General features: G+C 73.0%; 15 protein-coding genes. 10 read left to right on the forward strand and 5 right to left on the reverse strand.

Features of this window, described 5'->3' with window-relative positions; genetic code table 11:
* Positions 1-15: 15 nt before the first annotated feature.
* Positions 16-279, reverse strand: a complete 264-nt coding sequence (locus HGAM_RS08145; protein WP_019144988.1) for a GlsB/YeaQ/YmgE family stress response membrane protein — start codon at positions 277-279, stop codon at positions 16-18.
* A gap of 120 nt (positions 280-399) precedes the next feature.
* Between HGAM_RS08145 and HGAM_RS08150 the strand changes: the two genes are divergently transcribed.
* Positions 400-1,155: a phosphotransferase gene (locus HGAM_RS08150; protein WP_019144989.1), complete on the forward strand. Its 756-nt coding sequence runs from the start codon at positions 400-402 to the stop codon at positions 1,153-1,155.
* A gap of 19 nt (positions 1,156-1,174) precedes the next feature.
* On the forward strand, positions 1,175-1,594 hold the full coding sequence (locus HGAM_RS08155; RefSeq protein ID WP_019144990.1) for a cupin domain-containing protein: 420 nt from the start codon (positions 1,175-1,177) through the stop codon (positions 1,592-1,594).
* 214 nt (positions 1,595-1,808) lie between these two features.
* Here the strand turns inward: HGAM_RS08155 and HGAM_RS08165 are convergent, their stop codons facing one another.
* A complete protein-coding gene (locus HGAM_RS08165) occupies positions 1,809-2,258 on the reverse strand; it encodes a nitroreductase family deazaflavin-dependent oxidoreductase (protein WP_019144992.1) in 450 nt (149 codons plus the stop codon).
* A gap of 101 nt (positions 2,259-2,359) precedes the next feature.
* Here HGAM_RS08165 and HGAM_RS08170 point away from each other — a divergent pair, with 101 nt between their 5' ends.
* Positions 2,360-3,016: a TetR/AcrR family transcriptional regulator gene (locus HGAM_RS08170; protein WP_019144993.1), complete on the forward strand. Its 657-nt coding sequence runs from the start codon at positions 2,360-2,362 to the stop codon at positions 3,014-3,016.
* Here the strand turns inward: HGAM_RS08170 and HGAM_RS18410 are convergent.
* Entirely contained in the window at positions 3,006-4,571 is a 1,566-nt protein-coding gene (locus HGAM_RS18410) for an ABC-F family ATP-binding cassette domain-containing protein (protein WP_019144994.1), read from the reverse strand. The genes HGAM_RS08170 and HGAM_RS18410 overlap by 11 nt on opposite strands.
* Before the next feature lie 189 nt (positions 4,572-4,760).
* Here HGAM_RS18410 and HGAM_RS08180 point away from each other — a divergent pair, with 189 nt between their 5' ends.
* Entirely contained in the window at positions 4,761-5,045 is a 285-nt protein-coding gene (locus tag HGAM_RS08180) for a hypothetical protein (protein ID WP_019144995.1), read from the forward strand.
* 15 nt (positions 5,046-5,060) lie between these two features.
* Here the strand turns inward: HGAM_RS08180 and HGAM_RS08185 are convergent, their stop codons facing one another.
* On the reverse strand, positions 5,061-7,142 hold the full coding sequence (locus HGAM_RS08185; protein WP_019144996.1) for a S9 family peptidase: 2,082 nt from the start codon (positions 7,140-7,142) through the stop codon (positions 5,061-5,063).
* Between the two features lie 37 nt (positions 7,143-7,179).
* Here HGAM_RS08185 and mshB point away from each other — a divergent pair, with 37 nt between their 5' ends.
* The 5 genes from mshB to HGAM_RS08210 are packed head-to-tail and all read left to right on the forward strand — an operon-like array spanning position 7,180 to position 11,192.
* Entirely contained in the window at positions 7,180-8,088 is a 909-nt protein-coding gene (gene mshB / locus HGAM_RS08190; RefSeq protein ID WP_019144997.1) for an N-acetyl-1-D-myo-inositol-2-amino-2-deoxy-alpha-D-glucopyranoside deacetylase, read from the forward strand.
* 47 nt (positions 8,089-8,135) lie between these two features.
* Complete coding sequence (locus tag HGAM_RS08195) at positions 8,136-8,426, forward strand: hypothetical protein (RefSeq protein ID WP_172636434.1); 291 nt, start codon at positions 8,136-8,138, stop codon at positions 8,424-8,426.
* A complete protein-coding gene (locus HGAM_RS18415) occupies positions 8,423-8,974 on the forward strand; it encodes a flavin reductase family protein (protein WP_019144999.1) in 552 nt (183 codons plus the stop codon). The genes HGAM_RS08195 and HGAM_RS18415 overlap by 4 nt, the downstream gene beginning before the upstream one ends.
* On the forward strand, positions 8,971-10,764 hold the full coding sequence (locus HGAM_RS18420; protein WP_019145000.1) for a VanW family protein: 1,794 nt from the start codon (positions 8,971-8,973) through the stop codon (positions 10,762-10,764). Before HGAM_RS18415 ends, HGAM_RS18420 begins: the two co-directional genes overlap by 4 nt.
* Before the next feature lie 8 nt (positions 10,765-10,772).
* Entirely contained in the window at positions 10,773-11,192 is a 420-nt protein-coding gene (locus HGAM_RS08210; RefSeq protein ID WP_019145001.1) for a hypothetical protein, read from the forward strand.
* 111 nt (positions 11,193-11,303) lie between these two features.
* On the opposite strand, the gene HGAM_RS08215 is transcribed toward HGAM_RS08210, so the two are convergent.
* A complete protein-coding gene (locus HGAM_RS08215; RefSeq protein ID WP_019145002.1) occupies positions 11,304-11,801 on the reverse strand; it encodes a VanZ family protein in 498 nt (165 codons plus the stop codon).
* Positions 11,802-11,870: 69 nt separating this feature from the next.
* Between HGAM_RS08215 and HGAM_RS08220 the strand changes: the two genes are divergently transcribed.
* Positions 11,871-12,359, forward strand: a complete 489-nt coding sequence (locus tag HGAM_RS08220; RefSeq protein WP_038951655.1) for an SRPBCC family protein — start codon at positions 11,871-11,873, stop codon at positions 12,357-12,359.
* Positions 12,360-12,426 lie beyond the last annotated feature (67 nt).

Below are 12,426 nucleotides of genomic sequence, written 5' to 3' on the forward strand. Positions count from 1 at the left end.
TCGGACGTCACTGCGTCAGTGGTGGCTCTTCTTCTTGCCCGTGAACGCGTTGTAGGCGATGAGCACGATGATGGCGCCGACGATCGAGCCGATGATGCCGGCCGCGGAGAAGTCGATGCCGTCACCGCTGATCAGGCTGCCGAGCAGACCGCCGACGAACGAGCCGACCATGCCGAGCACGATCGTGGCGAGGATGCCCATGCTGTCCTTGCCGGGCACGATGGCGCGCGCCAGGAAGCCCGCGATGAGTCCGACGATGATGAAGCCGATGATGCCCACGTGATTCTCCTTCTCGGCCGGCCGGGTGGCCGGCGCTAGCGGTGTCTCGCCGGTCACCGTAGGGGAGTCCGAGCCGGTCCGCCTTCCGAGCGGGGTCGGCGGCGTGCCACGATCGTGGCCATGGCTGACGAGGAAGAGCTGACCGGGGGAGCCACCGGCGGGGCGACCCGCGTGGGGCGCACCGTCCGTCGTCCGACCGGTCCCTGGACCCCCGCCGTGCACGAGCTGCTGGACTTCCTGCACGAGGCGGGCCTGCGCGGCATCCCGCAGGCGCACGGCACCGACGAGCAGGGCCGCGAGGTGCTGACGTACGTCGAGGGGCGCGGCGTCCCGGTCGACGACGAGGTCGTGCTGCCCGAGGTGCTGCAGGAGGCGGTCGCCTGGCTGCGCGACTTCCACGACCTGGTCGACGGCTTCCGTCCCGACGGCCCCCGCACGTGGCGCCAGAGCGGCGAGGTCGAGCTCGAGCCCGGCCAGGTCATCTGTCACAACGACCCGGGCGCCTACAACTGGATCATCCAGTCCGGCCACTTCGTGGCGATGATCGACTGGGACCTGGCCGGACCGGGCGACCCGATCGACGACCTGGCGTTCATGGCCTGGACGGCGATCCCGCTGTACCGCGAGATCGACCCGGCGCTCGCCGCCGAGCGGATCAACCTGCTCGTGGACGCCTACGGCGAGTGGGGACCGATGACGCTGCTGGACGCCGTCGAGCGCCGCATGCGCACCGCCGCTGACCGCATCGAGGCCGGCATCGAGCGCGGCGACGAGGGCATGCTCAACCTGGCCCGGCTGCGCGGCGAGCCGCAGCGCACCCGCGAGCGGGTCGAGGCGTTCGCCGCCCGCCGCCCGGCGATCGAGGCCCACCTGTGAACGCGATGGAGGTCTGCCCGTGAAGCACCCGCTGATCGACGCGCTGGGTCTGGTGCAGCACCCCGAGGGCGGCTGGTACCGGCAGAGCTGGGCGTCCGGCGTGGACGTCGAGCTGGCCGACGGCCGGGTCCGGCCCACGGCGACGCTGATCCACTTCCTGCTGCCGGCCGGTGACGCGTCCGGCTGGCACAAGGTGGCCTCGGACGAGATCTGGATCGCCCAGCAGGGTGTCGTCGTGCTCGAGCTCGGCGGCTCCGGCGAGGAGCCGGAGGCCGAGGCGCAGCACACCGTCGGGCTGGACGTCGAGGTCGGTCACGAGACGCAGGTGCTCGTCCCGGCCGGCACGTGGCAGCGCACCGTGCCTCGCGAGGAGGACGCGCTGGTCAGCTGCGTGGTCTCGCCGGGCTTCGACTTCGCCGACTTCACGCTGCTCGACTAGTCGACGGCGCGCAGGAACGCCTCGACGACGTCGTCGAGCGTGGGCAGCGCCGCCTGCGTGCCCGGCACCCGGTCGACCGCGGCCGTGTCGCGGATGGCGGCCACCGCCAGCAGCACCGCCGGGCGGAAGCGGCCCCCGCTCCTCGAGCGTGTCGAGAAGGGCCCTTCGACAGGCTCAGGGACCGGGCCTCGGCTGAGGCTCAGGAACCGGACGCCTAGGCGCGGTGGAGCTCGAAGACGGGCAGGGCTGGGGCGGCGGCGAGCAGCTCGGCGTCGGTCGAGGCCTTCGAGATGCTGACCGGCATGATCGCGCCGACCTCCCACTCCCACTTGCGCAGGTACTCGCGCAGCACGGGGATCTTGTCGGCGTCGGCCAGCTCGGTGGCCCGGTAGCGGACGACGGAGCGGCCGCGGCGCAGCGTGCAGGTGCCGGCGGCGCGCAGGTTGCGGGTCCAGTGCGTGTGCCCCCGCGCGCCGAGGACGTACGTGTGCCCGTCGAGCCGCAGCGGGTTCACCGGGGTGGTGCGAGGCTGCCCGCTGGACCGGCCGACGACCTCGAGGGTGCGAGCGCCGACCAGGCCGATCCCGCGGTTCGCGAGCCAGCCGACGAGCCGGTTGAAGCGGGTGGAGAGCCGGCCCGGTGGCCGGTAGGCGAGTGCGTCCATGGGGGACTCCTTCGATTCGGAGAGCACTGCTCTCGGAGTCAGCATGGTGGTTCCGGGACGCGAAAGCAAGAGCAGTGCTCTCGTTGTGTCACGATGGCGCCATGCCCACCCGAGCCGAGACCCGTGCCCGCACCGAGCAGCGCATCCTCGAGGTGGGCCGCGATCACCTGGCGACGTGCGGGGCGGCGGCCCTCTCGCTGCGGGCCGTCGCCCGCGACCTGGGCCTCGTCTCGTCGGCGGTCTACCGCTACGTCGACAGCCGCGACGAGCTGCTGACCCGGCTGCTCGTCGACGCCTACGACGAGCTCGCCGACGCCGCCGAGGCTGCGCACGCGAGGGCGACGACGCCACGCGAGCAGGTGCTGGCCGTCGCCCGCGCGTTCCGGGCCTGGGCCGTCGCCGAGCCCGCCCGCTACGCGCTGCTCTACGGCAGCCCGGTGCCCGGCTACGCGGCGCCGGCCGAGCGCACGAGCGGTCCGGGGACGCGCGTCATCGGCCTGCTGCTGACCACCCTCGACGGGGCCGGTGCCACGGCACCGGCCCCGCCGGGGCTCGACCTCTCGCGCCTGCGCGAGGAGGCCGGGGTCGCGCTGGACGACGGCGCACTGCGCCACGCCCTGGGCGTCTGGACGACCATCGTCGGGCTCACGAGCCTGGAGGTCTTCGGCCAGCTCGGCCCCGACCCGGTCGTCGACCCGGCCGCGCTGCTGGACGTCCAGGTCGCCGACTCCCTGGACGCCCTCGGCCTCACGTCGTGATCGTGCGGTCCAGCCCGAGCGCCTCCAGGAACCGCTCGTCGTGGCTGACCACCACGAGCGCGCCCTCGTAGCCCGACAGCGCCTCGACCAGGCGGTCGACGCTGCGCATGTCGAGGTCGTTGGTCGGCTCGTCCAGGCACAGCAGCTGCGGGGCCGGCTCGGCGAGCAGCAGGCACGCCAGCGTGGCCCGCAGCCGCTCGCCGCCCGACAGCGTCCCGGCGTCCTGGTCGGCGCGGGCACCTCGGAGCCCGAAGCGGGCCAGGCGCGAGCGCACCTCCTGCCGGGACGCCGTCGGCGCGAGCCGCTCGACGTTCTCGGCGACCGACGTGCCGGGCACCAGCAGCCGCGGGCGCTGGGGGAGCAGGCGAGCCGGCACGCGCAGCCGCACCTCGCCCTCCCTCGGCTCGAGCTCGCCGACGAGCGTGCGCAGCAGCGTCGTCTTGCCCGAACCGTTGCGGCCGACCAGGCCGATGCGCTCGGGCCCGCGCACGTGGACGTCCAGGGCCAGCCCGTTGGCGAGCACGAGCCCGTCGGTCGTGACGACGTCGCGCGTGGCCGGCACCCGCGTCTCGGGCAGGTCGACGCGGATCGGCTCGTCGTCGCGCAACCGGGCGTCGGCCTCCGACAACCGGTCGCGGGCCGCCTCGACGTTGCCCTCGTGCTCGCCGCGCAGCTTGCCGGCCGACACCTCCGCGTTCATCCGGCGGCCGTGGGCGACGATCTTCGGCACCCGCTTCTCGCGCTCGGCCTTCGCCGCCGTGCGGTTGCGCCGGGCCAGCGTGACCTGGGCGGCGGCCAGCTCGCGCTTCTGCCGGCGCAGGTCGGACTCGGCGTCGCGGACGTCCCGCTCGGCCGCCTCGCGCTCCACCGCGACCGCCGCCTCGTACGCGGTCAGGTCACCGCCGAACGTGCGCACGCCGCCGTCGCGCACCTCGTGCACGGCGTCGACGTGCTCGAGCAGCTCGCGGTCGTGGCTGGCCACGACGAGCACGCCGCGGAACTCGTCGACGACCGAGAGCAGGCGCTCGCGGGCGGGACGGTCGAGGTTGTTCGTCGGCTCGTCCAGCAGCAGCACGTCCGGCTCGGTGAGCAGCCGCGCCGCCAGCGCGAGCAGCGTCAGCTCGCCGCCGGACAGCGTCGACGCATCCCGGTCGAGCGTCAGCCGGTCCAGGCCGAGCCGGCCGAGCAGCGCGGTCGTGCGTGCCTCGACGTCCCAGTCGTCGCCGATGGTGTCGTAGACGTCCGGGTCGACGCTTCCGGACTCGACGGCCCGCAGCGCCGCCAGCCGGTCGGCTACGCCGAGCACGTCGGCGACGGTCGCGGCGTCCTCGGGCAGCGGGTCCTGCGGCAGATGCGCGAGCCGGCCCTCGACCAGCCGGGTGCCCGACGTGGGGGCGAGTTCGCCGGTGAGGATGCGCAGCAACGTGGACTTGCCGGACCCGTTGTCTCCCACCAGGCCGTGGTGGGCGGGGGACAGGTCGAGCGTGACGCCGTCCAGGACGGTGCGGCCGTCCGGCCAGGTCAGGGTGAGGTCGTGCAGGGACAGGTGTGGCATGGGGCCTCCAGGCAGTCACAGGGACGGGATGCGTGGAGACGCTGCGTGGACGACGCGCGGTCGAGGGTGCCCGTGGGCAGAGGTCGACGAGGACGCGCGGCAGTGCCGCGCAGGGTCTCGGACCTCAGCTCTTCAACGGATGCGTACCTCGTGGTGGGCGACGTGACCGGACCATCCTACGCTCTGCTCGTGCAGGACGTGTGGTTCGACGAGATGGACGACGCCGAGGCGTTCGTCGCCGCGCTGGACGAGGCCGGTTACGCCAGCAGCGTGCGCCGCGAGATGTTCGCCGGCGAGGAGGACGACGAGGACCTCGCCTCGGTCGTCGCTGTGGAGCCGTGGGACGCCGTCGCGGCCGACCTCGCCGACGAGGCGGGCGGCTGGGTGCCGCCCGAGCCGGACGGGCCGCCGGCGCCGGTCGTGCCGCTCGAGCTGCCCACCCAGCCCAAGCGGCTCAAGCGCCCGCGCGCCTGAGCCACGGCTCCGGCGTCAGCCGAGGTGGGTGCGCAGGAAGTCGAGCTGGAGCAGCTTGAGGTTCTCCGCGACCGTCTCCTGCGGCGTCATGTGCGTGACGCCCGACAGCGGCAGCACGGTGTGCGGACGCCCGGCCGCCAGCAGCGCCGACGACAGCTTCAGCGTGTGCGCGGCCACGACGTTGTCGTCGGCCAGGCCGTGGATGATCATCAGCGGACGCTCGAGGCCGGCGGCCAGGTGCGTCAGCGAGTTCTCGTCGTAGACCTCGGGACGCTCGTCGGGGTGGCCGAGGTAGCGCTCGGTGTAGGCGGTGTCGTAGAGCCGCCAGTCGGTGACCGGGGCGCCGGCGACCGCGGCGTGGAAGACGTCGGGACGGGCCAGCACGGCGAGCGCGGCCAGGTAGCCGCCGTACGACCAGCCGCTGATGCCGACCCGGGACGTGTCGACGTCGTCGGGCAGCTCGGCCGCCACGCCCTGCAGCGCGTCCACCTGGTCCTGCAGGGTCGGGCCGGCGAAGTCGTGCAGGATCGCGTGCTCCCACGAGATCGAGCGGCCCGGCGTGCCGCGTCCGTCGGCGACGACGACGGCGAAGCCCTGGTCGGCGTACCACTGGGCCTCGAGGAACATCCGCGCCGAGCTGAGCACCATCTGGGCACCCGGGCCGCCGTAGGGGAGCATCAGCACGGGCAGCCGCCGTGAGCCGGGCACGTGCTCGCGCGGCAGCACCACGGCGACGCGCAGGTCGCGCTCGCCCACGGTCAGCAGGCGCACCTGCGGCTGGAACGGCGCCTCCTCGCTGACGACGCGCAGCTCGCGCGGCTCGACGCCGTCGCGGAAGACGGTGACGGTGGGCCGGGCGGACTCCAGCGACGCCCGGGTGACGACCGTGGTGCCGCCACCGACCACCGCGCCGTGCACGGCGGGGCCGGACGTGACGGGGTCGACCGAGCCGTCCAGGCCGAGCCGGACGACCTGCACCTGGGTGGGGTCGTCGGACGCGGTGACCACCACGGCGTCCGGGTGCACCGAGACGATGCCGCGCACGTGCCAGGTGTCGTCGCCGATCGGCTCGCCGTCGACGCAGACGCGGCGCTTGTCGCCGGACTCCTCGATCGTCACGAGGCGTCCGCCGGGGGCGAGGCGGGCGGGGGACGCGTTGGGCTCGACCCACGCCCGCGAGGTCAGCTCGCGCAGCACGCGGGTGGCGCCGGTGGCGGGGTCGACCGCCAGCACCTGCGAGCGGCGCTGGTCGCGGCCGAGCACCTGCACCACGGGGTCGCCGTACTCGTTCCACGACACCTGGTGGACGTACTCGTACGCCTCGCGGTCCCACACGACCTCGGTGCGGGTGCCGTCCAGGCCGACGATCCACAGCGTCACCTCGGCGTTGGGGGTGCCGGCGGCGGGGTAGCGCTGGGTGACGGGCGTGCGCTCGGGGTGCTCGGGGTCGGCGACGTGCCAGACCGGCACCGGCGACTCGTCGGTGCGCTGGACGAGCAGCGACTCGCCGTCCGGCGCCCACCAGAAGCCGCGGTAGCGGTCGAGCTCCTCGGCGGCGATGAACTCGGCCTGGCCCCAGGTCACGTGCTCGCCGTCGGGCTCGACGAGGGCGCGGTCGTCCTCGCCGTCCACGCCCACGACGCGCAGCGCGCCGCCGCTGGCGTACGCGACGCGGCGTCCGGCCGGGTCGAGGCGCGGGTCGATGACGCCGGCGGGCGTCGGCAGCTCGCGGACGGCGCCGGCGCCCAGGTGCACGGCGAACAGGCGGCCGGAGAGCGGGAAGCAGGCCCAGCGGCCCGTGGGGTCGACGTCGTAGGAGACCAGGCCGGCCGCGGACTCGCGGCTGCGCTCGCGACGGGCGCGCTCCTGCGGCGTCAGCTCCTCGGGCCCCTCGCCGAGCAGGTCGGCGGGGTCGACGAGCAGCGACTCCTCGCCGGACGCGACGTCCAGCGCCCACAGCTGTCCCGTGCGCGTGACCCCGTCGGGCGTCCGGATGAAGCGGACGGTGCCGCCGTCGGGGGAGACGGTCACGGTGCGCGGCACCCCCAGCGTGAAGCGGAGGGTGCGGGCGGCGAGGCGGGGGTACGAGACGGTCACGCCCCGATCTCATCACAGCGTGGCTAGCCTGTGACCCATGGACTCTGCCGACAAGCGGCTGCTGCTCGTGCACGCGCACCCCGACGACGAGACGATCGGCAACGGCGCCACCATGGCCCGCCTCGTCGCGGAGGGCGCCCACGTCACCCTCGTCACCTGCACGCTCGGCGAGGAGGGCGAGATCCTTGTCCCCGAGATCGCGCACTACGCCAGCGACCAGGAGGACCGACTCGGCCAGCACCGCATCGGCGAGCTCGCCGCCGCGATGAAGGAGCTCGGGGTCACCGACCACCGCTTCCTCGGCGGGCCCGGACGCTTCCGCGACTCCGGCATGGTCTGGGGCGAGGACGGCAACGCCACCGCCGGCACCGACGTGCGTCCGGACGCGTTCTGGGCCGCCGACCTGCTCGTCGCCGCCGACCTGCTGGTCGAGGTCATCCGCGAGGTGCGTCCGCAGGTGCTGGTCACGTACGACCAGTTCGGCGGCTACGGCCACCCCGACCACGTGCAGGCCCACCGCGTCGCGATGTACGCCGCCGACCTGGCCGGCGTCCGCTCCTACAAGCCCGAGCTGGGCGAGCCGTGGGAGATCGCCAAGGTCTACTGGTCGGCGATGTCGGCCCGCGCCTTCCGCGAGGGCCTGACCGCGCTGCGCGAGGCCGGCGACACCACCAGCTTCGAGGGCTGGGAGGCCGACAACCTGCCGCCCATGGCGTTCGAGGACGACCAGCTCGACGCGGCCATCGACGGCACCGCCTTCCTGGACGCCAAGTCCGCGGCGCTCCGGGCGCACGCCTCGCAGGTCGAGGTCGACGGCCCGTTCTTCGCGCTGTCCAACAACGTCGGCCAGACGGTGTGGGGCACCGAGCACTACCGCCTCGCCCGAGGCACCCGTGGTCCGGTCGGCCCCTCGGGGCTCGAGGACGACCTCTTCGCCGGGCTGTGATCGCCGGGCGGGTGGTCGCCGGGCTGGCCGGTCTGTGGACCGGCCTCATGGCGTCCGTCGTGCACCGTCACCTGTGGGACGCAGGTGACCTCGAGCTGCCGTGGGGCCTGGTCGTGGGCGTCGTCGCGACGCTGCTCGTGGCCCGCGGGGCCGAGGCCCTGGTGTCGCTCGGGACGGCCTGCTTCGCGGTCGGCTGGGCGGTCGCCGTGCTCGCTCCGCTGATGGCCGGGAGCGACAGCTACCTGGTCGCCGACGACACCCTCGGGTGGGTCTTCACCCTCGGTGGCGGCGGGGCGCTCGTGGTGGCCTCCCAGTGGAAACCTAGGCTTGCCCCGTGAGGGATCCGATCGACGACAAGGCGTTCCGTGGCGCGCTGGGCAGGTTCGCCAGCGGCGTCACCGTCGTCTCCACCGTCCACGAGGGCATCGACCACGCCATGACGGCGAGCGCGTTCTGCTCCGTCTCGATCGATCCGCCGCTCGTCCTGGTCTGCTCGCACAAGAACAGCCGGTTCCACGAGGCGGTGCTGCAGAGCGGTGTCTGGGGCGTCTCGATCCTCGCCGAGGGCGGCCGTGAGACGTCCGCCTGGTTCGCCCACCGCGGACGTCCGCTGGAGTCCCAGCTGGAGGGCGTCGAGCACCACCGCGGCCCACGGACCGGTGTCGCGCTCATGGATGAAGGTCTGGCGTGGCTGGAGTGCGAGACGCATGCTGTCCACGACGGCGGTGACCACTCCATCCTGGTGGGCAGCGTGGTCTTCGCCCGCGTCCGCGACGAGATCGACGACCCGCTGCTGTACTACCGCTCGCACTACGGACGCCTCGTCCACACCGACGCCTCGGAGAAGACGGTCTACCGTCCCCCGACCACGCAGGAGCCCGCATGAGTGTCGCCACGTTCGTCCGCAGCCACAAAAAGCTGTCGTGGAGCCTGGGGACCCTCGTCGTCGTGCTCGTCGGCGTGTACCTGGCCGGCTTCTTCCTCACCGGCTCGCGGCTGCCGGCCAACGCCACGATCGGCGGCATCGACGTCGGCGGCATGAGCCCGGCCAAGGCCGAGCGCACCGTCGCCGACGCCGTGAAGGCGCGTGAGGACGCCCGGATCGGCGTCCAGTACGACGTCGACGGCGAGACCGAGACCGTCCAGCTCAAGCCCGCCGACCTCGGCCTCGAGGTGGACGCCGCCGAGAGCGTCGACCAGGCCGGCGGCGAGCGCACCTGGAACCCGGTCCGCATGGCCGAGCTCGTGCTGGGATCCGACGAGCACGACCTGGTCGTGACGTCCGACCCGACCAAGATGGCCTCGGCGCTCGACAAGGTCGCCGAGGAGGTCGAGGTCGAGGTCGTCCAGCCGCTCGTCACCTTCCCCAAGGCGAAGCCGCGTCCGCGCTCGCCCGAGGACGGCGTGGCTCTCGACCGCGACGCCACGGCTCGGGCCGTCGAGGCCGTCTACGGCACGACCGACGAGCCGGTCGTGGACGTCCGGACCGACGTCGTCGAGCCGGAGGTGGACGAGGCGGGCCTGCAGCAGGCCGTCACCGAGATCGCCGAGCCGGCCGTCTCGGCGCCCGTCACCATCGCGGTGGGCCAGAAGAAGGTCGCGCTCCCGGTGTCCGCCTACGCGCCGGCGCTCAAGATCGAGCCGGTCAACGGCACCATGACCGCCGTCATCGACCCCGAGAAGCTCTCCGGTGCCCTGGCCGCCGAGACCAGTGGCGTGGGGCGCAAGGCCGTCGACGCCCGCATCGTCGTCGACAGCGGCAAGCCGCGCATCGTCCCCAGCAAGACCGGCATCGGCCTGCAGCCCGAGGAGATGGCGACCAAGATCGCCCCGGTGCTCACCGAGACCGGTGCCGCGCGCACCGTCACGGTCGAGGCGAAGGTCGTCGAGCCCGAGTTCACCACCGAGGACGCGCAGAAGCTCGGCGTCAAGGAGAAGGTCAGCGAGTTCACGACGTACTTCCCGCACGCCGACTACCGCAACATCAACCAGGGCCGGGCGGCCGAGCTGCTCGACGACACCCTGGTGCTGCCGGGCGAGACGTTCAGCTTCAACGACACCGTGGGCGAGCGGACGATCGAGAACGGCTTCACGACCGGCTCGGTCATCAACGGCGGCCAGTTCCGCGAGGAGCCGGGCGGAGGCGTCTCGCAGGTCGTCACCACGACCTACAACGCGGCGTTCTTCGCCGGTCTCGAGGACGTCCAGCACAAGGCGCACACGTTCTACATCGACCGCTACCCGGTGGGCCGCGAGGCGACCGTGTACTGGGGCAGCCTGGACATGAAGTTCAAGAACAACACCGACCACGGCGTGCTCATCAACGCCTGGGTCGACAAGAGCACGCCCGGCCGCAAGGGCGAGATGCACGTGCAGATGTTCTCGACGAAGGTCTGGGACGAGGTGGAGGCGGGCAAGTCCGGCCGCTACAACTTCCGCACCCCGGGCAAGCGCTACGACACCAGCGACAAGTGCGTCCCGCAGTCGCCGATCACCGGCTTCGACATCGACATCTACCGCTACTTCGTCCAGGACGGGCAGCGCAAGAAGTCCGAGAAGTACACGACGACCTACCAGGCCGCCGACCACGTCATCTGCGGCGAGGACCCGGCCAAGAAGAAGGCCGAGCAGCGCAAGAAGCGCGCCGAGCGCGAGGCCGCCGAGAACGGCGGCTAGTCCCGAGCATGAGCGCGGAGGAGGACTGGCAGCGCCAGATGGTGAAGCTGGTCCGCGAAGTTTCGGGGCCGGCCGTGCTGGTGGACGTCCTGCCGGGTTGGCGTCCGGAGGACGGCGTCGCCGTGCTGCTGAGCGGCGAGGAAGGCCGGACTGCTCGGCTCGTGCTGGAAGGCGGCTGGTGCGACCTGCTGCTCCGCGAGGACGGCGTGGGCGCTTTCGGGCTGATGGACGATGCCGACGACTTCGAGGAGCGCCCTGACGAGGTCCGGGCCTTGACCCGGCTGGCGGCCACCTACGTCACCGGCGGCGGACGTCTGGAGCACCGTCGTTCGCGGGTGCTGAGGCGTCAGGTTCCGGTCTGGGTGGCCACGGTCGAGGGCGAGGTGTGGGAGCTGTCGCGACGGTGGTCCCGCCGAGGCCCCGCCTGACGAGATCGACCGGGCGACGTGGGCGTGCCGACGCCGGTTAGTCCCGTCGCACCGCACGGAGCGGTCAGTGGCGCTGCGAAGCCGGAGCCGGCTCGCCGGGCCCAGTGCCCCTCAGCGCGAGGTGACCGGCCTGCGGCGGCGGTCGAGGACGGCGACGAGTGCCGCAGCGACCGCGACACCGACGAGCGTGCCGATGCCGTTGGCGAGCCAGTCGTCGACGTCGCAGCGGCGGCCGACCGCGGGGATCGCGGCCTGCACGGCCTCGATCGCGAGCGACAGGCCGATGCCCGCCGCGAGCACCAGCAGTGGACGACGCAGGGCGACGACGGCGAACAGCGCCGGCACGAGGAACAGCAGCATGTTCTCGTGGTCGCGCAGGAAGTAGATCGGATCGAGGTTGCACCGCACGTCCGCGGGCTGAGCGGTGTCAGGCACCAGCGTCAAGCCGACGATGGCGAGCAGGCCCAGCGTGGCCAGCACGCCGGCGACGCGGCGGCCGGTGTCCCCACCCCGAGCGAACACGGCGGCGAGCACGACGCACACGACCAGGACGGCGCCGACGAGGAAGGCCATGAGCGTCTGGTGCTCGGCGATGAAGGTGCTGATCACGGGGCGAAGTCTCTCGTGTCGGCTCGACGATGGGTCCGCCGGGTGCTGCCGGCGGTCTACGGTGGCGCCATGAGCGACGAGCGGATCAGTGCCACCCGGCTGGTGCCCGTCGACCCGGAGGCGATCCGGTCCGTGCTGTCGGACCCCGACGGGCACGTCGCGATCGACGCCAGCGGCATGCTGCAGGGGGCGACCGGACGCCGGGTCTCGTCGGTGGGCGACTCCTTCATCGTCCACATGGACCGCGAGGCGCTCGGCGACCTGCCGATGGGCCGCTACGACGTCACGGTGATCATCACGCGGCACGACCCCGGCGGCGTGGAGTGGACGATCCATGGCACGGTGAAGCCGCCGATCGGCCACGTCTGGGGCTACGAGCTCGAGCCTGCCGACGAGGGCGGTACGCGGGTCACGTCGTACTGCGACTGGTCGGACGCCGCTCCCGAGTGGAAGCCGATCTTCCCGGTCGTCGGCGAGACCGCCCTGCGAGCGTCCCTCGGGCTGCTTGAGCGCGCCGTGGTCCGCGGCTACCCCCGTCCGGCGAGCGCGACGGACTGAGCCGGGGATCTGCCCCCGAACGCCGGACGCGACGGGTCGCCGCGGCCTAGCATGAGCCGCTGCCCTC

Origin of the sequence: Aeromicrobium massiliense JC14, assembly GCF_000312105.1 — a bacterium.
Taxonomy (GTDB): domain Bacteria; phylum Actinomycetota; class Actinomycetes; order Propionibacteriales; family Nocardioidaceae; genus Aeromicrobium; species Aeromicrobium massiliense.